General features: G+C 59.0%; 14 protein-coding genes and 6 pseudogenes. 11 read left to right on the plus strand and 9 right to left on the minus strand.

What is annotated here, in order from left to right:
- Positions 1-201 (plus strand): annotated as a pseudogene (locus ILFOPFJJ_RS33735) (transposase); the annotation flags it as partial.
- 168 nt (positions 202-369) lie between these two features.
- Here the strand turns inward: ILFOPFJJ_RS33735 and ILFOPFJJ_RS33740 are convergent.
- Positions 370-507 (minus strand): annotated as a pseudogene (locus tag ILFOPFJJ_RS33740) (IS110 family transposase); the annotation flags it as partial.
- A 24-nt stretch (positions 508-531) separates the two neighbouring features.
- Between ILFOPFJJ_RS33740 and ILFOPFJJ_RS33745 the strand changes: the two are divergent.
- From ILFOPFJJ_RS33745 to ILFOPFJJ_RS33755, 3 genes and pseudogenes are all read left to right on the plus strand, one after another.
- Positions 532-1,068: pseudogene (locus ILFOPFJJ_RS33745) on the plus strand (transposase); the annotation flags it as partial.
- Positions 1,068-1,403, plus strand: a pseudogene (locus ILFOPFJJ_RS33750) (ATP dependent DNA ligase); the annotation flags it as partial. The pseudogenes ILFOPFJJ_RS33745 and ILFOPFJJ_RS33750, both read left to right, overlap by 1 nt.
- Before the next feature lie 85 nt (positions 1,404-1,488).
- Positions 1,489-1,725 carry a hypothetical protein gene (locus ILFOPFJJ_RS33755; protein WP_173514743.1) on the plus strand — a complete coding sequence of 79 codons (237 nt, stop codon included), beginning with the start codon at positions 1,489-1,491 and terminating at the stop codon, positions 1,723-1,725.
- A 164-nt stretch (positions 1,726-1,889) separates the two neighbouring features.
- Here the strand turns inward: ILFOPFJJ_RS33755 and ILFOPFJJ_RS36705 are convergent.
- Positions 1,890-4,429 (minus strand): annotated as a pseudogene (locus ILFOPFJJ_RS36705) (Tn3 family transposase); the annotation flags it as partial.
- A gap of 135 nt (positions 4,430-4,564) precedes the next feature.
- Here ILFOPFJJ_RS36705 and ILFOPFJJ_RS33765 point away from each other — a divergent pair.
- Positions 4,565-5,924, plus strand: a pseudogene (locus tag ILFOPFJJ_RS33765) (DUF7986 domain-containing protein).
- 282 nt (positions 5,925-6,206) lie between these two features.
- Here ILFOPFJJ_RS33765 and sctO read toward each other — a convergent pair.
- The 7 genes from sctO to ILFOPFJJ_RS33800 all read right to left on the minus strand — a co-directional run bounded on the left by sctO (position 6,207) and on the right by ILFOPFJJ_RS33800 (position 11,095).
- Positions 6,207-6,761 (minus strand): type III secretion system stalk subunit SctO, encoded by a 555-nt coding sequence (gene sctO / locus ILFOPFJJ_RS33770; protein WP_173514744.1) that lies wholly within the window; start codon positions 6,759-6,761, stop codon positions 6,207-6,209.
- Positions 6,758-8,128 (minus strand): type III secretion system ATPase SctN, encoded by a 1,371-nt coding sequence (gene sctN, locus ILFOPFJJ_RS33775; protein WP_173514745.1) that lies wholly within the window; start codon positions 8,126-8,128, stop codon positions 6,758-6,760. Before sctN ends, sctO begins: the two co-directional genes overlap by 4 nt.
- A gap of 11 nt (positions 8,129-8,139) precedes the next feature.
- Entirely contained in the window at positions 8,140-8,757 is a 618-nt protein-coding gene (locus tag ILFOPFJJ_RS33780; RefSeq protein WP_173514746.1) for a FliH/SctL family protein, read from the minus strand.
- A complete protein-coding gene (locus tag ILFOPFJJ_RS33785) occupies positions 8,745-9,146 on the minus strand; it encodes a hypothetical protein (RefSeq protein ID WP_210267709.1) in 402 nt (133 codons plus the stop codon). Before ILFOPFJJ_RS33785 ends, ILFOPFJJ_RS33780 begins: the two co-directional genes overlap by 13 nt.
- Positions 9,147-9,402: 256 nt before the next feature.
- Complete coding sequence (sctJ, locus tag ILFOPFJJ_RS33790) at positions 9,403-10,245, minus strand: type III secretion system inner membrane ring lipoprotein SctJ (RefSeq protein WP_173514748.1); 843 nt, start codon at positions 10,243-10,245, stop codon at positions 9,403-9,405.
- Positions 10,242-10,673, minus strand: a complete 432-nt coding sequence (locus ILFOPFJJ_RS33795; protein WP_173514749.1) for an EscF/YscF/HrpA family type III secretion system needle major subunit — start codon at positions 10,671-10,673, stop codon at positions 10,242-10,244. Before ILFOPFJJ_RS33795 ends, sctJ begins: the two co-directional genes overlap by 4 nt.
- Entirely contained in the window at positions 10,673-11,095 is a 423-nt protein-coding gene (locus ILFOPFJJ_RS33800; protein ID WP_173514750.1) for a hypothetical protein, read from the minus strand. Before ILFOPFJJ_RS33800 ends, ILFOPFJJ_RS33795 begins: the two co-directional genes overlap by 1 nt.
- Positions 11,096-11,593: 498 nt before the next feature.
- On the opposite strand from ILFOPFJJ_RS33800, the gene ILFOPFJJ_RS33805 reads away from it, so the two are divergent.
- From ILFOPFJJ_RS33805 to ILFOPFJJ_RS33830, 6 genes are all read left to right on the plus strand, one after another.
- On the plus strand, positions 11,594-12,328 hold the full coding sequence (locus ILFOPFJJ_RS33805) for a hypothetical protein (protein ID WP_173514751.1): 735 nt from the start codon (positions 11,594-11,596) through the stop codon (positions 12,326-12,328).
- Between the two features lie 27 nt (positions 12,329-12,355).
- Positions 12,356-12,859, plus strand: coding sequence for a SycD/LcrH family type III secretion system chaperone (locus ILFOPFJJ_RS33810; protein WP_173514752.1), 504 nt, complete (start codon positions 12,356-12,358; stop codon positions 12,857-12,859).
- Complete coding sequence (locus ILFOPFJJ_RS33815) at positions 12,852-13,868, plus strand: hypothetical protein (protein ID WP_173514753.1); 1,017 nt, start codon at positions 12,852-12,854, stop codon at positions 13,866-13,868. The genes ILFOPFJJ_RS33810 and ILFOPFJJ_RS33815 overlap by 8 nt, the downstream gene beginning before the upstream one ends.
- Before the next feature lie 41 nt (positions 13,869-13,909).
- Positions 13,910-14,743: a hypothetical protein gene (locus ILFOPFJJ_RS33820; RefSeq protein WP_173514754.1), complete on the plus strand. Its 834-nt coding sequence runs from the start codon at positions 13,910-13,912 to the stop codon at positions 14,741-14,743.
- A 40-nt stretch (positions 14,744-14,783) separates the two neighbouring features.
- A complete protein-coding gene (locus ILFOPFJJ_RS33825) occupies positions 14,784-15,308 on the plus strand; it encodes a hypothetical protein (protein ID WP_173514755.1) in 525 nt (174 codons plus the stop codon).
- Between the two features lie 341 nt (positions 15,309-15,649).
- Positions 15,650-17,500 carry a secretin GspD/PilQ domain-containing protein gene (locus ILFOPFJJ_RS33830; protein ID WP_173514756.1) on the plus strand — a complete coding sequence of 617 codons (1,851 nt, stop codon included), beginning with the start codon at positions 15,650-15,652 and terminating at the stop codon, positions 17,498-17,500.
- The last annotated feature ends 164 nt before the right edge of the window (positions 17,501-17,664 follow it).

Below are 17,664 nucleotides of genomic sequence, written 5' to 3' on the forward strand. Positions count from 1 at the left end.
GCGCCGATGGTCCTTGACGGGGCGATGAATGGAGTGGCTTTCCGGGCCTATGTCGAGCAGGTTCTCGTGCCGACCCTCACGCCCGGCGACATCGTCGTCATGGACAACCTGCCGGCCCACAAGGCAGATGGCATCCGGCAGGCCATTGACGCTGCGGATGCGAACTTCTTCTTGCCGCCCTATGGGCCCGACTTCAATCCGTGTATGGATGGCTCCTGCGGGTCAAGGGTGTCGGATCGGATTTGGTGAACAGGTCGGTTGCGGCCATGTATACGGCGTCTGAATGTGCAACGGAATCGCTGCGCGCCCTGATGAATATCCGCTTGGAGAACCAGGTCCCACTCAATCGAGCGCCATTCCGAGAGCCTGTCAGGCGACTTGCGGCTCGTAGCGAGACCCGTCCCTGAGGACGGCGAAGATTGTTCTTGCCATGCGATGCGCCAAGGCGATGGCGACGACTTTCGTCTTCTTCCGCATCAGCATGCTCGATAGCCAGTCCGATCCTGGCGCGCGCTTCAGTCGACGTCTGAGCTGAAGGAAAAGGAGATCGCTCCGCACATTCCTGTGTTCGACAAGTCCAACCGGACAGACGGGACGTTCTCGCGCGCCGACTTCAATTGGGATGGTGAGGCAGATCGCTACACCTGCCCGGCGGGCAAGGAGCTGGTTCAGTTCCGCCGCACCTACGCAATCCCGCGATCAGGCGTCACCAGCGAAGGCACGCGGCTCTATCGAGCCAGCAAGAAGGACTGCGACGCTTGCGAATTGAAACAGCGCTGCTGCCCGAATGCAGTTGCTCGCAAGGTGCCCCGTGATCTCAATGAGGATTCCCGCGACGTTGCACGAGCCATTGCAGAGACGTCGGGTTATGAGCGTTCACGGCATCGCCGAAAGAAAGTGGAAATGCTCTTTGCGCATCTCAAGCGCATTCTTCGAATGGCCAGGCTGAGACTGCGCGGTCCCTGTGGTGCACGGGATGAATTCCTCCTGGCAGCAACGGCGCAAAACCTCAGGAGGCTGGCGAAGCTCAGGCCCTTACGCCTGCCAACCGCCGCCATGGCCATTTAATGCCTGCGGCTTGGAGCCACCCAACCGCATCACAACGAGAGACACCGTGCCAACTCTTCGAAAAACCGCGTGCAGAGCGCCAACGGCGCTCAAAACACTGCGTTTTTCAACGATATCCGCCATCGGCTGTGCCCCGCGCGATCGGCCGGCTCCTGCTGGCGGCCCTGAAAAAGGATCGGCTCGTCTACGTCGGCGGCTGCGGCACTGGTTGGAGCAACCAGGAATCGGTCAAACTGCGTGAGCTGCTGGACACGATCAGGGAGGACAAGCCGCCAGTCGCGCAGCGGCCGCACGAAGACAGCGCCCTTTCGCCGGAGCTTGTCGCCGAGGTCGAATATCGCGCCTGGACGGAAGATGAAAAGCTGCGGCATTCTTCATTTAAAGGCCTCCGAGAACCGGCCGATGAGGGAGTCTGTGAAAATGCCGCACCCGAAACGCCCGACGACGCACCCGGATCGACACCTCGATTGCGAGAAAGCGATCGAGAATATGTTTCAGGCCGTGGCAGCCGCGGCGGAAGCCGCCGGTTGGACACGGCACGAAACCGCCGCGGCGCTGATCAGCCTGGCGGAACATCACGCACTTGCAATCGAGGCGAATGACCAGCTGGCCGACTTCGGCGCCGGGGTCTTCTTGAAGGCCCGCAGGCTACACTGAACGCTTAGATTGTGACATCTGGAGAGATTATTCTACCCCTGCTAGAGATATCCCTTGTCATTGGTAGGGAAGGTTTCGAGATGAACCGAGGTGCGCTCTTACTAGCAGCGGCAGTAATTTCTCAATCGCTCAACGGGTGGGTGCAGGATACATGTAAGAACCGGTCACAAGGGTATTTGGAACGGCAGTGGGGCTGGATCGAGCGGTTTCGGCATGTCGTCCATATCGAGGGGATATTTTCCGAAGCGCCTGATTTTCATGCGGGCATAGGGGCTCAGGGAGGCTGGGAGCTTGGGCGAGACGGGTAGACCGTCGGCAGCCATCGAATTGATCACGTCCGTCAAGTCAGCGACATTGGACAGCATGATGGCGTTGGCGACGAGGCTTGCATATTTGACCTGCTTTTCCTGCTCGACCGGATCGCCGCTCTTGATGACGGGGCCGCCGAAGGTAATCCGGTCGAGAAAGTCATTGAAGGATACGATCTTCGTGGTCTCGGCGCGAATGGAGCGCCGAGCCTGCGGATCGGAGATGTAGCGCAGCAGAAACAGCGTCCTTTCAACTCGGCCGAGTTCCCGGAAGGCCTGGTAAAGCCGGTTTTTGCGGTTGTGCGAACTGAGCTTTCGCAGCAACATCGAAAGCAGAACCAGACCCGCCTGAATAGAGAGGATCACTTGCATCATGTCCTGCCAGTGCGTTGCGATCAGGCTCCAGTCGATCTCGCGCGCAAAGAGTGCGTCGATGTGATCGTAGGAAACCGACTTGTCGGGGCGGTAGAAGATGACATCTGCCCAATTGCGCATGCGCGGCATCAGCTTTATCCCAAGCAGGCGCGCCAAACCGAAGACCGGTTCGCTCTGGCCCTGGGTGTCGGCATGCAGGGTGTCCGGCTGAACTGTGGAGCGGTTTTTCAGGAGCCCGTCCAGGATATGGATGGCTTCCCAGACGCCACATGGGATGAAGGTAGTGAAGAGCGCGATATAATTGTCGGCGATGTGGTGATAGGCAATGCCGCCATAAGCGCCGTAGCGGATATGCTGGGATCCAAGGAGATTGTTCTCGCGCAATGGAATATGCGTGCCATCGGCGATCGCCGCCTGACCGGCACCCCACAGTTTCGGGAGGTCGAAACGGTCATAGGCATTGATCAGGTCGGTCATGGCGGCTTCGAGCCTGGCCGTGTCGGTATGCTGGGCGTTGAGCCGGCGCAGGGTGTCGGCGCTGGCGATGCCAACGGCATGACGAGCAGTCTGGACCGGACCGAGATTGCAGCCATAGCCGAACACGGTGAGGATATAGCGCCAACGCCCTCACAATCTTCGGATCGGCTCCCGATGGAGGGCCGAAGTGGCGCGTGAAGGCGGTCCAGCTGGTGCCGTCCTTCAGAATATCGAGCAGGTGCCGCTCGCGCATGCGCGCATGCACTTCGGCTTCGAAGACGACAAGCCCCTCTGGCCGGCTGGACGCCTTCTGTTGCTTCAGATGCGGCACGCCGCTCGCATCGATACTCAGCTCCGTATTCGCCGGAAAGCCGGCGTCCACAGCGGCGGTTGCTACCGTCAGCTGCTCTTTCATCCACGCGGCAAACTCCTCCCTGGAGCGCGGCAGTCCAAGGTCGGCGCAATAATCGGCCAGGCGCGCCTCACATTCCGCCCAGGACAGAAGCTGGCTGCGATAATCATCAAAGGTTTCCGCTCCGGCGACAAATAGATCGCCCGCTTGCAACGCATCGGCTAGATGAATGAACACACAGACTTCGAGGGCACGCCGATGGAGCATGACGCCCGTTTTGCGGCGCTTGACCACAAAACTTTGCCAGCGCTGCGAGGCGAACGATGTCATAGGCCAGTTCGTCACGGCGTGCGTTCCTGTAATCCATAACGACGCTCAGCGCTTCCAACAGGCTGAGATCCCGTGTCGTCGACTTGATATCCATGAGGTCGAGCAGCCTGAACAGCAGGGCGCGAACCTTGGCATGAATCGGCCACAGGAGCGGCAGGTCATTGTTGTGGTGAAAGGCCGAAACAGTTTCGCATTGCTCGGACAGAAGATCGAGGCCGCCACGTTCCGCCAGTACGGCTCTGATCCGACGGCCAACCTCCATGTCGGTTTCGCTCTGCCTGCATTCTCCAGCACTTGCCCCAACACCGTGATCAGCTTCTCTCTGGCGGCGTTCTGGGTTTTGCGAACCCGGCGCAACAGCATCTCGATCAATTCGTCGCGGCACTGTGCGCGGGCCTGCTGGACCAGACAAAGAATGAGTGTGGCGCTTGCCCGGGCGGCTGATGTCCAGAAGATCACTGACCTCCATGCTGCGCGCTTGGGCGGCAAATTGGCGGCGCTTGGTGTGGATGATGCCGTCGAGGAGAGGATCGGGATCGAGCATGGCGGTCAGCCATCCCAGGCGTTCCGTCCAAAGCTTGATGGTGTCGGGGCGCGCGGGACCGGGTGCATGCTTCAGGCGATTGAAGCCGGTTATCACGGCGCCAGGCGGAACAACCAGCAGACTATCGAGTACGGCGACCTCCTCCTCGCCCAGACGGGACGCATTCCGGGCGTAGACCATCGTCCGGACTTTTGTGCGCAGGTGACCGGCGAGCCGGTCACGCGTGCTGAATGCCGGAAGATCGATCGAGGCCTTGCCCAGAACCTCGATCGCCAAATTGATCAGGTCAGCCGGATCGCTCATCGTCGACGCCGCATCCACCGATCTCAGCATTCGCAAGATCCAGGAGGCAATCGATGGCCGGGCCAGTCGAGGCCGCTTCGGCGAGATCGTCAGGCAGGCGCGATCACGCAACGGGAATAGCACGCGCCCTTCGGCGCCGGAGAGACAACCATGAATGCAAACAGCTTCAATCTGAACGCACTTGTCAAATTCCTCGGCCGGGACGACTGGGCGCTTCAGTTCGAGGAGGTGATGGGCGACCACTTCTGGCCCGTCATGGACGAATTCGGCCTCGATCACGAGGGGATCGGCGAGGTCCTCGGCACCCATTGGGCCATGACTCTTTGGGGATGCGCCTTCGAGGACTTCCTCACCCAGACCTTCGAGCCGGACGGCAGGACCTTCGTCGACATCTATCTCAAAAGCCGGGGATTCAAGGAAACCGCGCGCAGCAAGACCTATCTGAAGGCGATCAGCGCCTCCGTCATCAGTCTTTACGAAGTCAGTGAGGTCGTGCCCGGCAAATCCTTCCTGGCGCGCGATCTTCTACGCGGCGGCGATCCAATTATGATCAGCGAGGGGACCGCTACCCTGACCTTACGGCAGTGGGAGAAGATCGCAGCGCGCATCGTCCAGATCGGTGACACCAACGTCATTACCGGTGGCCTGTTGCCGTATTCGATGGAAGCTTCAGAAGCGCTCTTCGAAGGGCTCAAGGAATTCTCCGGCAAAAAGCGATCGCGCAAAAAACTGATCCTCGACGATGACACCTTGCGCCTGGCAGCGCCGCTGTTCACCCACGCCTGGCTGTTCGACACCCTGCCCAAGGTGCTCGGAGACAATCCGCCGCTCGTCTGCAACAGCGATGGTGACGACATAGTGTTTCATGAGGTGCGCTTTCCCCTCGAAGCGGACATCACCGAGAACGACATTGCCGATCGTTTCGCCGGAAGAGATGATCTCCGCTAAGAAATCCCCGGTTCTGGAACTGGCTCGGGTGGCCGCCGGCCAAAGGCTCCACCAGGCCCGGTCACCCGGATGCGCTGGTCGCCGGTGTCACCATGGAGGACGGCACGCCCGTGCTCGGCAATCTCGAAATCAAGGGACGTTTTCTCGTCCTCATGGTCAACTCTGCCGAGCGAGCGCAAAGAGGCGCCGAACTCGTGCAAAATATCCTCGGCAGAATGGTCCGTGCGCCTCTCACCACCATCCAGACCATCGAACAGCTGAAAGCCGCGCATCAGGGAAAGAGGCCATCGGCAGATGACCTACCACCCGAAATCGCAGCCCCCCTCGTTCACGCCATGCTAGACAAGCAATATCGTGCCACCCTGGACGAGCCCGTCGGCATGCTCGGTACATCTCGCCACGCGCCGCCGCCCGCACCAAGGCCGGTCGCCAGAAAGTCGCCGAATGGCTCAAATATCTCGAAATGCGATCATCGTCCGGACCAAACCCGAACGACCCTATGGCTACCTACGATTTCTCGTGGATCTGGAATGAACTCAACATCCAAGACCTCAGACGTTAAGCCCAAACCACTGTGACCGGTTTTTACACGTATCCTGCGCCTACCCGTCCTTCAATCTGCAGAACGCGGCTTCGATGCGCCACCGCCCCCTGTATCGGGTCTTGTCGTAATGGATCGGCTTTTTGCGGTTGGAGCGACCGCAGGCCAGGTACCAGCGCCCGCAAGAACAGGATCACAGATTGGTTGAAGTGGCGGCCTTTGAACTTCGCAATCCCCCGAAATGGTTGAAGGATCCCTTGCCGCTCGCGAGTGTCGAAAACGTTGCAATACATCTTCACGGCCTTATCGATCCTCCCCAGCATAACGTTGCCGAAGCAGAATGTTGGGAAGACAGGTTACCAAGCTATCGTTTTGATCGCTGCCGAAACTGTTCAGCCCCTCGGCGAAATCCTCCAATTCCAAATCCACTGAACGCTCCTCCTCCAGGTTAGCGTCTGTGCGCACGACTCGAGCGAGATCCTCGAACTTGCTACCCTCGCGGCACGCCTCACGTGCGAGGTGGTACGCCTGCTCGCGTGCCTGCCGAGCTCGGTCGGCCTCTGCAATAGCCTCTTCGAGGCGGTTTTGAAGCAGCTGCTCGTGTTGACGTAGCGAGATCATCTTCGCCTTGACTTCCTCGAGATCAATGAGAGCGGCGGCTTTCCCGATTAACGGATCGTATAGCGCGGCTTCCCGACTGGGTCGGTGTTCCTGCCATCGGCACAGGTCTCTCGTGGCGGTTTGGATAGCCGCGACGGCTTCGTCGAGGGCCGCTTGCCGCAGGCGCAGTGCATCTTCGGTGCGGCGGCGGCGCAGTTCCTTCAGTTGGAGGAGGCGTTGTACGGCGTTGGGGATCATGCCAAGCACGTGGCAAGTGCATCGAGCATTGCGTCGAAGCCGATCTGCTCCTTTGTCGGCTGCCGCAAGAAGGCTCGTATTTGGTCTATCTTGGCGATCGCTGCATCAGCGAGCGGATCGGCTCCTTCCTTGTACTCGCCGACACGTATCAACAGCTCCACCTCGTGGTATTTGGCCATCAGCTCCCGCAGCCTGCCCGCCAACCACTCATGGTCGGAGGAAACGATAGCACTCATGACACGGCTGACACTCGCCAGTATGTCGATAGCGGGGTAGAAATTCGAGATCGCCAAGGCGCGTGAGAGCACAATATGACCATCCAGGATGGAGCGAGTTTCATCAGCCACCGGTTCGGTCATGTCATCCCCTTCCACGAGCACGGCGTAGAAGGCCGTTATGGATCCGAGGTGATTGTTGCCAGCGCGTTCCACAAGCCGCGGCAGCGAAGCGAAAACCGATGGCGGGAAACCACGCCGAGTCGGCGGCTCACCGGCCGCAAGACCAATTTCCCGAAGCGCCCGCGCGAAACGGGTGACTGAATCCATGAGAAGCAAAACACGCTTTCCTTGGTCGCGGTACCATTCGGCGATCGCCGTAGCAACATAGGCGGCCTTGACCCGCTCCATTGCGGGGCGGTCGGAAGTGGCAACCACAAGAACCACTTTCGATCGCGCTTCTGTGCCAAGATTGTGTTCGATGAACTCCTGCACTTCCCGGCCACGCTCGCCGATCAGCGCTATCACCGACACGTCGACCGCTGCGCCGCGCACCAGCATTGAGATCAGTGTACTCTTGCCGCCACCCGCAGCGGCAAAGATGCCCATGCGCTGTCCCTCACCGCACGTTAGAAGACCATCGATCGCCCGTATTCCGACAGGAAGAACGTTGTCGATGGTACGCCGGGTTAAGGGATTCGGTGCGTCCCTTGAGATTGGCACGTGGGTTCCGGGAAGTAGGGGCCCATTGGTGGATTCGTCGAGAGGTTGGCCGAAACCATTGAGTACGCGGCCGAGCAGGCCCCAGCCGGTCGGTGCCATGAGGGGCTTTCCCGTTGGGATCACTTCAGTGAGCGTGGAGAGGCCCAGCATTTCTCCAAGCGGTGTCAGGATGGCGACATCGCACTGCACGCCGATGACTTCAGCCGACAACTCGAAATCGTTCTCGGGGTTGCGGAGAGTGCAAAGGTCACCAATGCGGGCTCCCGGCGCCGTCGCTCGGATTATCGTTCCAACGATCTGAAGGACACGGCCGCGGACTTGCATTGTTGGCGTCTGCGCAACTGCACTTTTTGCGAGCTCGAAGAAACGGTCGATGTTCTCGTGGGCGGGGGAAATAACCACTGTGGGCGGTTCTGCTGGCTCGGACATCGCTTATGCTTTCAGACATTAGAGGCTGCTTGGCCGCTACGCAGGCCAATTTCGATCGCAGCGAGCTGGCTCTCGATCGTGGCTTCGACCAGTCCTGCATCGGTCTCCAGAATGCACCCGGCGTCTTTCACCCGCGCGTCGGCAATCAGGTCGACGACGGCGCGCGATGTCGCCGTCGGGAGGATGTCATCTAACCGGTTGCGGACCGCCTCGAGGAGTGATGGTGCTACGCGTAGCCGGACGAGGGCATTGCGGCCCGCAAATTTAAGACTGCGTAATGCGATCTGCACCGCCGCCTCCTCCGGCTCGATTGTGTCGATGATCCGCCGCGCGATCTGCAGCCCCATGTCAACGATCTGCTGCTCATTTTGCGCCATAATCCTCAGAGACTGCGTGGCGATGGCGGTCAGACGAGCCTGGATTTCCGCCTGCGCCGCGGCCAAGCCAGCCTCTTTGGCCGCCGACTCGATCGCACTGGCACCATCGCGCGCCGCATCGATGAGCGCATCGGCTTCGCGCCGTGCCTGCATAAGCAGTTGCTGGGCGTCCACCAGCGCCTGTGCGCTTCCGGCCGGCAAGATTCGCCCAGGGCCGAGGAAGCCGGCGGCCAAAGGTGTCAGTTGAACCAATGTGACCATGTGACCATCGTCTTACGGCCCAGTCGCCGCATCGCACAAAAGGCTTCCTCGCCAGTCGTATCGTCACGACAGGCTTCCACCACCGTCTTCCAGATCGGCGCGGGACGGCGCAATCCTAGCCGTGCCCGCAGCATTTGCGGGATGGCGCCAATCGCAAGACCGAACATCGCCGCGCCGCAGTGAAGCAATGCGGCCGCGGACGGGCTCGCAGAAACACCGATCTCCGACATCAGTGCGGCAGTCGGTCGCGGCAACAGAACGGCTTGTCGGGCGAATGCGACGGCTTCTTCTCCGAGGGCTGCGCCCGCCGCCGCAATATCGCTCGTCCGAAGGAGTTTTGTAAGGCCGGAAGCACCCACCCAGGCGCCGGCTAAGCGCATAAGGCGCACGGCGTCTTGCGGCGGGAGGAACGCGAGCCGACTTCGTCGCGCGACGCCCGCGGAAATGATGGTAGACGGTTCATCAGTTTTTTCCCGAAGGAGCCAGCGTCCAAGCCTGACACGAGTGAACGGGTCGGCTTGGGCCATATCCAGCGGCATCCATTCGGGCCAACCATGCGCCATTGTAGAATCGAGATCAGCGGCAGGATCGGCAACGCAGCAGATTACAGCCGTTGCCCACGGGGCATCAAGCCATTCATCCGACATCGCTGTAGGCCTCGCTGCGATCACTGCTGAATTGTTCGATTGGGTTGACCTCATGAGCTGCCATAGCGGATGTCCGACGGGACCGATGCCATAGGAGGAACACGAGGACCGCATTGCCGATGAGCAATACCGCTATGCCGCATCCTAGCCCGATCACTAGATGAGATGCGTCACTACCTTTTTTGGTGAGGACGGCTCTATCGAAGCGATGCAGCAAAGCATTATTCTGACTTGCCTCTACGAGGACGACGGAGACCTTGTCATAGGACAGACCTTCCAAGCTGTTGGCTACGAGCTCCTTAATCTTCGGCACGATCTGATCGACAGTAGCACCGGGTAGGTAACGGACAAGCACAGCAGCGCTCGACGGGAAGGACGGGTGTCGATCGTCACCCGTCAATTCGGGCAGGACCACATGGACCCGGGCATTGAGCACGCCATCAATGTCAGACAGGGTGCGCGACAACTCCTGTGTGATGCCATAAGTGTAACGCACACGCTCCTCCGTCGGCGATGAGATCATACCTTCTTTCTTGAAAAGACTGCCCATATCGGCATAGAGTTCGTGAGGCAGTCCGGCACCACTCAACACCTCCATGGCACGGGGAACGTCCATAGTATCCACCAACAACGAGGCAGTGCCGCTGTTGTCCATCGTTTTATCGACATTGAGGCCTTGACGCATGAGGAGTGCAAGCATCTCGTTAGCTTCATGCGCCGGAAGATTACGGTAGAGCTCGGTCTTCGCCCCGCAGCCCACCAGCGTGAACAACCCGAGAAGTGTCGCCACCTGCTTCAATACTAACGTCACACGTCCACTAGCGTTGATCATTGGTTTTTCAGGAAAGTATCCAGGCTTTGGGTGGCCTTACCGACCGCCTTGGCCAGAATGTCGCACTGCAGGGACAAAGCTGACATCGCGACCTGTGCGCTCAGCCAATCGCTTGAGTGGAATTCCCCCGGTTCCATCCCCTCAGCGGTGCTGCGAGTGGTTTCCATGGCGTGGGTAAAGCTGGCGCTTAGCTTCTCCATACTGTTGAGGATGGCGTCACCGGGCGTGCGGATGGCGCCAGGGCCGCGCGCCACCTCGGTCAACTGGTTGATTGCACCAGCGGCCGACCTGCCGTCCTGTGGTGACGACGGCCACTCGGATGCGGCGTGAACGATGTTAACGGGCTCAGGGGATATTCCCGCCACCAAGGCAGTGTCCGTTGGCAACACAGACGTCAGCGCTCGTGGAATGATGCTGTTCACGCTCATTAAATGTCCCTTTCTATGGCATATCGGACCGAGTTCTTGCCAAAGGCGGCCACGAGTCCATCGACGTCGGTCTCTCCGCCTGGAATCCGCTTGAGCACGGCATCGCGCTCGTTCAGCCGTCCGGCAAGATGGAGAGCCAGCGCCTGAAACACCATCCCATATGCGTCTTTGGCATCGGACAGGGGACCTAGCTGCTCCAGTGCAGCCTCGACGTCACCTGCGGTCAGATCCGCAACGGCGTAAGCAATGACGGCCTCCCGGCTGCGCGGCGCAATAGCATCAAGTCCTTTCGCAATACGTCTGGCCCGCTCAACGTCGTTCGAAATACAAGCCAGGAATGCCGCTTCGGCGAGATGCCGCCGTAGGCTGACCCCGATCTCGGCGAGGCTCTGTGGCGCCACAGATATACACGAAGTAGACATCGTCTTATCGGCCTCCCTTTCTCTAGCTGAGTTGCGCTAACGCACGCGATCGGGTTGCGGCCTCGGCCACAGAAACATTGCGTCGATTCTAAACCCGTCGGGCGCTTTGCTCGGTAGTAACAGGCAACTAGTCGCAAGGTCTCGCCGCCAATCTTTCTCGAAACCCTGCCAGGCGCAAATACAAAGGCGATATACCTACATACCGGCGTCATATACTCGCTGGACGTGAGAAGCATGTCATCGCCTCTACTGAAGCTTGGCGGACAGATACGATCTCGCCTGCGTATAGGTGCATATTGACGTAATATTTCTCTCCCAGTATTACCTCAGATAATCGTCAATATGACAGATGGTTCCATTTTGCAGTTCACCAGACTGGCGCCCCAACGCGCAAACCCGCCAGATCATCTTGTGAGCAAAGCGCCTGAGGAAAGAGGAAATGCCGGTCTCATGCCAACATCAGCAAACGATGTCCTGTTAGTGGCTCTGGAGTGCTTATTGAAGAATACCGATTGTTCTTCCACTTCGTCCTTGGGTGTGAAGCGCGTTGAACTCAATGTTGATGATATTGGCATCGTCCTGGAGCTGACAGGCGTGCGATCGGTGCGATTAACGAGCGAGGTTACAAGTAACGTGCCGGACAACGAGGTGCAGATCCGTGAATTGCTCCAAGAGAATCTGCTTTACTGGGATTCCGTCCATGTGGCGCTGTGTGCCGGTCGAGGCGGTGCTCTGCTGCTTTGGGCTGATATTGATCATGACCATGGGAATAGGGCGTTGATAAGCGAGCGGATCGTGTCATTCTGCAAGGCAGCCGTGCATTGGAATGGAATCTGCCGCCGGAATCGCAGCATCAAGCAGTCACCGCTCTGCAGGGATGCATACTTCTCCCGTGACCTCGACCTTCATTGGCGCAACGTCTGCGATCCCAAGCGAGAACGTATGGATAGCGCAGATCTCGATGGGAGCATGGCGGCTGTGCGGCAAACGATCTCGCAGGTGGAGACCTTCTTGAGGGAAGGGCGGGAACAACTCGCTCGGCAAGCTGATCTCTTGGGCGATTATGGAATTAGCAGCGAGGTCATCTCGGCCTTCGTTGAGGCTCAAGACGAGAGTTTTAGGCAAGCCGATATACGGGAGCGGCATGCGGTTCTGGACGGTGTCATATCATTCACGTCCAATCAGTTGCCGGTAGGTGGGATTCGCGTTCCTCCGACACGGCAGAGGGTCTGACGCGCCGATGCAGAAGCGAGAGGGCTGATGGCGACAATGGACAATGCTGAGGCTGGACGGCTGGCGCGGCTTACGGAAGAGATCATAGCAGGGCGTACGGATTTGGCGGCTGTCATCGGGATATCGGATGACGAGCTCGAGGCAGTCTACGCGCTCGGACATCGTTTCTATTCTGCCGGAAAATACTGTGAGGCGCTAAGCTTCTTTCGTTTTCTGTGCATGCACCGGTACATCGACGCGAGATTCTGGTTCGGATTCGGTGCTGCCAGTCAGATGTTGGGCGATTCGGCAAATGCCGTGCGTGCGTACGGGCTGGCTGCGCTGCTGAGTGACGAGGATCCGCAGATCCCCCTTCAGGCTGCGAAGTGCCTCATAAAGCTCGATCAGCCGGCGGCAGCCGTGAGTGCACTTGAGAGTGTAGTGGCGCTTAGCGGTGGGAAGCCTGAGCATCAAGCTTTCGCTCAGCGCGCGTCGCTGATGCTGCGGCGGCTCAGGCCCGAAGCAGAATGTAAAGGAGAAGGCAATGTATAGCATGAGCATGACAGAGGTGATCGGTGGACCGGTATTTAAAGCCGGGGTGATGACTCAGGTCGACGCCCAGACCAGCAATTCTCTGGCCGGTATTTGCAAATCGGTGGCTGAAGTTGCGCTGCCACCTATCCCTGGCGACGCTCCCGCGTCGGATGCAGTCCCAACGCTACCCCCGCCACGGGCCTTTGCTGCGATGGAGCTGGCCGCAACGTTTCTGGCCCTTAAGATGAAGATGGCCGACACCGAGGCTGCCGCGAGCATGGAAGATGTACGACACCGGGGTGAACTGCAGAAGGAGCAGAACGAGAAAATCGCCCGTAACATTACCGAGGCGGCGGAAAAGTTGAGGAATGCGAAGAAGAGTTCGAAGGCCAAGAAGATTTTTGGATGGATAGCGGTCGCGCTGACGGGCGTAGCGGCGGCAGTTACCGGCGGCGCTTTAGCCATTGCGGTCGCAGTAGTGACAACCGCCGTGGTGATCCTGAACGAGACGGGCGTCATGGATAAGCTGGCGCAGTCCATTGCTAAGAGCCTCAGGGAAGATCAAGGAATGGGGGAGGGTCAGGCCATGCGGTGGGCTACGTTCATCACGGTTGCCATGGTCCTGGCTTGTTCACTCGCCAGCTTAGGTGCCGGTGCCGTGTCCGGGGGGTGGAGCGCGGCGACGACTATTGCCACGAAGATCACAAGCCAAAGCGATAAGGTGGCGAAGATTGTTATGGGAAGTCAGCGCCTTTCGACAGCCGCTTGGGTGGGCGAGGTCGTTGCCTCGGTAGCTGGGTCCGCAGCGGCAATCGCGAGCGGGGTCCAGCAGAAGCAGGCTACAGACGCACAGGCGGAGACGTTGGACATCAGGGCATTCCTCGCCAGGCTGGCTCAGCTTCAACAGGATGAAATTAAGCGCATCCAAGAAGTGCTCCTCGGCATGAAGACCATGACGCAGACAGTTGTCGCTGCGATTGAGGAGCAGAGTCAATCCGCCTCAACTGTCATACGACATATCGGCTGACTAGCGATCGTAACTGTCTATCCCAACATCAGGAGAGTATCATGCTACACACTGTCGTACAAACAAACCCCATTGACAGCCTTAATCTGTGGGGCGGTGCCTCGCTGGAAAATCCGCCCTTCTTGCCTATGTCCCCGACTGTCAATCGCATAAATATGACGGACGGCGGTGTGGTGTCAGCGCCGTCCGATCCTTGCAAGTTGCCATGGGCCGGTGTGCCAACGCTCGCAGATACCGCGGGCCAAGAAAACGGTAGCGAATCTGTTCTGGGAGCGAGGCTCGCCTCAGTTGACATACATGCAGTTGGCGCGTTGCTGCACAGCCTCAATCTGAAATTCCGTGAGTCTGCCAGATTGGATCGTCAGGCTGCGCGTGACTGCGATATCGCGGCGCAAAACGCCGCTGCCAAGGCGCTTCGCACTTCCGGGCTATTTCAGCTGGTTGGCACGATCACAACCTCCGCCTTCGCAATAGCGGGTGCGGGGGTCAATCTCAAGGGCGCCAGCAAGGCACAGTCACGTTTCCAGGAGGAGGTCGGCGGTTCGACGGCGCTCAACAAGACAAGCGTCGACCCGACCAGTCTCCAAAGTGCCCAGCAAGTCGCCCAGCGAACGACGATGGTCTGGAGCGGCATCGCCACGGGCATAACCGAGGTCGGTAAAATCGGAGGTGCCGCCTTCAACATGGGGGCGACGATTGAGCAGGAGGAAAAGGCAAGGCTGGAAGCGGAGGGCACCAAGATGCGCGCTCGTGCCGATACGGAGAGTGAATTCAAATCGGCATATGAACAGATGATCAAAGATGTTCTGGAAAAGCTTTCCGAAGTGAGCCGCGCTGACGCAGAGACGAGGAGCAAGATCTCCAACATGGGATGAGCAGGAACCAAGTTAAGCCCGAGCAGGAGATCAGTGACGAATGTCAATCTCAAGTCTATCAACTCAACTTTATGCCAATGTGTCCACTGGCGCCGATGGTGGAGCCGACTTGGTCACGTTGGCACTGCTACTCCAGATAGAGCGATATAATGTTCTCGGAAGTCAACTTCGGGACGAATTCGAAGACATGAAGAAGCGAAACGATTGGTTGAAGACAGCGAACGCCGCTCTAGCCGAGCTTCGTGTCTGCCGGCCCAATAACGACAAGGAATTTCATGGGTATGGCTCGTTTAAGGACGCACAGGGCAAGCCCCAGGGTGTCTTCCCGTGGATGGTCAAAAATGGCATCGCTATCGCCGGCAACGGAAACGGTTATCAGGCGGATTTCGACGCCGCCATTTCAAATTTAAAGGCGCGCATCGATACCGTGAATAGCGAGTCGCAGATGTCGTTGATTCGCCTGCAATCCCTGATGGACAAAGTAAATCAGTCCGTTGAACTGGCGACCAACTTGTTGGCCAAGGATAGCAAGGTCAAGGAGAACATCCTCGGCAATATCAGGTAAAGAGCGGACTGGTGGCTGAGGCGGGACAGGATAATGACCTCTGACCCGACAATCTAGGGTGAACGAGTAGGTTTGTACGAATGGCTACTACCGGCAGGAACACTGCTTTGTTTTGTCTCCCCTGTTTACTGTTACCTCTAGGGGGGTGCTCCGGCAGTGCTACGATTGCCGATCGTGGGATTTTGCTGAATTCGCCTTCCTTCGCCCAGTCCGACTCGGCGCCTCTGCGAGAAACGCGCGAGCCGCAGACCCGAGGCTTTGAAGTGCTGGGGCAGAGGCAGGCGCAGCCATTCGCAGCCACAGTCGAACGCAAGCTGCCGATGGTGTCGGACAGCAGGCGCGTGAGCCTCGACTATACCGATGCCGACATTCGCCAGGTCGTGCAGGAGATCGTACGCGATATTATGGGCATGCCCGTCAATATCGATCCTGGCGTTGGAGGGGAGATGACCCTTCATACAACTCGCCAGGTGCCCGCGAGTGAGGTGCCGCGGCTGCTCGACAAGGCGCTGGCGCCGCACGGCTATGGACTGGCCGCGGGTGAACAAGGAGTTCGGGTGGGGCGCTTGGCCGACCTCGCCGGCGGCATGCAGAGCAACATTCAAGTTGTTCCTGTTCGGTATGTCGATCCGGCTGAGATCATCGGGGTAATCCGACCGAGCGTTGAGGAGGATGTGCGTCTCACGCCGGCGCCCGGAGGGCGCGGCATAGTTGTCAGTGGGCCGCCGGGATCTATGAGCTCTGTGCGGGAACTGGTCGGCCTTTTTGACACCGATGCCATGCTTCACAAGTCATTCGCGTTGTATAGGTTATCTCAAGCAAGCCCGGCCGGCGTGGAACGAGAACTCAGCTTGCTATTTAATCAGAATGGCCAAGGGAGGGGGCCCGTCCGATTTGCGGCGCTAGAGCGGTTGAACGGTATCCTAGTTGTGGCTGAGGATCCTGCCGCTCTCAAGCAAGTCCGCCGGGCGATCATCAAACTGGATAGTGCGTCGGAAGCGACGGCAAACATTCATGTGCGCCCACTGCTGTACCGGCGGGCTTCGGAGGCGGCGCATGTGCTGGCGCAAACGTTCGGCACTGAGGCGCCCGGTGCTGTCTCGGATGCACAGCCCGCGGGAACGTTCGGCAACCTATCGGTTGGAAGTGGTGTCTCCAATCGACCCAGCCTGCCAGTCAACGTGCCAGGTTTGCCGGCCGAAATGCCAGATGCGACCGGCGGCGAAGCGCATCCAGTGGACCTAACGATGTTGTCAGCGAACCGTCTCGGCCTCTCGGCGCCGGTGCGGATCCATGCGGACCGCGGACAGAACGCGCTCGTAGTACTCGCAGCACCGCACGACTACAAGATCGTGGAAGCCGCGATCCGTCAACTCGACGTCAAACCTCGACAGGTTCTCATCCAAGCCATCGTCGCCGAGGTGCGGCTGAATGACGGGCTGCGCTACGGCGTGGACTATCTTCTCTCCACTAGGCGCTTGGGCGCAATTCCAAATGGTTTGTCGTATGTGTTCCCCGGCACGGACGTGAATGTTATCTTACATGCTCTGGGCGCTCTTGGGGATGTCAAGGTTGTATCCACGCCGCGCATTCTTGCGGTCGACAATCAAACCGCCACGATCCAGGTGGGCGATCAGGTGCCGATCCTGGTGCGATCATCGCAATCGATCGCAAGCGAGAACTCACCGGTCGTGAGCGACGTCGAGATGCGCGACACAGGCGTGATCTTGGCTGTTACGCCCAGAATCGGTGCCGGTGGTAACATAACCCTCGACACGTTTCAGGAGGTCAGCACTGGCAACAGGAACACGCTTACCAATGTTCAATCCCCGGTGATTTCGGTGCGCCGCCTCCAAAGTACCGTATCGACACGAAGCGGCGACACGATCGCGATCGGCGGATTGATGCAAGATAGCACCAATCGGGCCAACGCTGGCGTTCCTGTGCTGAAGGATATTCCGCTTTTGGGGGGGCTGTTCCGCAGCACGGAATACGCCAAGGAACGGACTGAGCTCTTGATATTGCTTAACCCCCGGGTGGTTGGCAGTGACACCGACGCAAGGGCGCTGACCGAGGAGCTGCGGGAAAAATTCGAGGCGCTAGCCCCCGAACTGGGCCGCCGGCTAAGGCCATCAGCTCAGCCGCAACCGAGCCCGTCGGTATCAAGGCACCCGCGAAATGGGCGCAGCTGAGGTGAACCCGCGGCGGACTGCAAGTCAAACTTCCAGATATTACGAACATGTTGATGCCCAAAGCCTGACAACTCGGAAGAAATGCCAATGGACGATATGGCCTGGTTGTGAACCTCGGCGGCCGGCTTTCTCAAGCTGAACCCTCTGCGGCCGCAACTTGAGTT

Source organism: Sinorhizobium psoraleae, from assembly GCF_013283645.1.
Lineage (GTDB): Bacteria > Pseudomonadota > Alphaproteobacteria > Rhizobiales > Rhizobiaceae > Sinorhizobium > Sinorhizobium psoraleae.

Bases quoted from the DNA above. Each gene is read 5' to 3' on its own strand.
- ILFOPFJJ_RS33755 (WP_173514743.1), top strand. From the start codon at position 1,489: ATGCCGCACCCGAAACGCCCGACGACGCACCCGGATCGACACCTCGAT.
- sctO (WP_173514744.1), bottom strand. From the start codon at position 6,761: ATGATCCCCAACGCCGTACAACGCCTCCTCCAACTGAAGGAACTGCGC.
- sctN (WP_173514745.1), bottom strand. From the start codon at position 8,128: ATGTCCGAGCCAGCAGAACCGCCCACAGTGGTTATTTCCCCCGCCCAC.
- ILFOPFJJ_RS33785 (WP_210267709.1), bottom strand. From the start codon at position 9,146: ATGCGCTTAGCCGGCGCCTGGGTGGGTGCTTCCGGCCTTACAAAACTC.
- sctJ (WP_173514748.1), bottom strand. From the start codon at position 10,245: ATGATCAACGCTAGTGGACGTGTGACGTTAGTATTGAAGCAGGTGGCG.
- ILFOPFJJ_RS33795 (WP_173514749.1), bottom strand. From the start codon at position 10,673: ATGAGCGTGAACAGCATCATTCCACGAGCGCTGACGTCTGTGTTGCCA.
- ILFOPFJJ_RS33800 (WP_173514750.1), bottom strand. From the start codon at position 11,095: ATGTCTACTTCGTGTATATCTGTGGCGCCACAGAGCCTCGCCGAGATC.
- ILFOPFJJ_RS33810 (WP_173514752.1), top strand. From the start codon at position 12,356: ATGGCGACAATGGACAATGCTGAGGCTGGACGGCTGGCGCGGCTTACG.
- ILFOPFJJ_RS33815 (WP_173514753.1), top strand. From the start codon at position 12,852: ATGTATAGCATGAGCATGACAGAGGTGATCGGTGGACCGGTATTTAAA.
- ILFOPFJJ_RS33820 (WP_173514754.1), top strand. From the start codon at position 13,910: ATGCTACACACTGTCGTACAAACAAACCCCATTGACAGCCTTAATCTG.
- ILFOPFJJ_RS33825 (WP_173514755.1), top strand. From the start codon at position 14,784: ATGTCAATCTCAAGTCTATCAACTCAACTTTATGCCAATGTGTCCACT.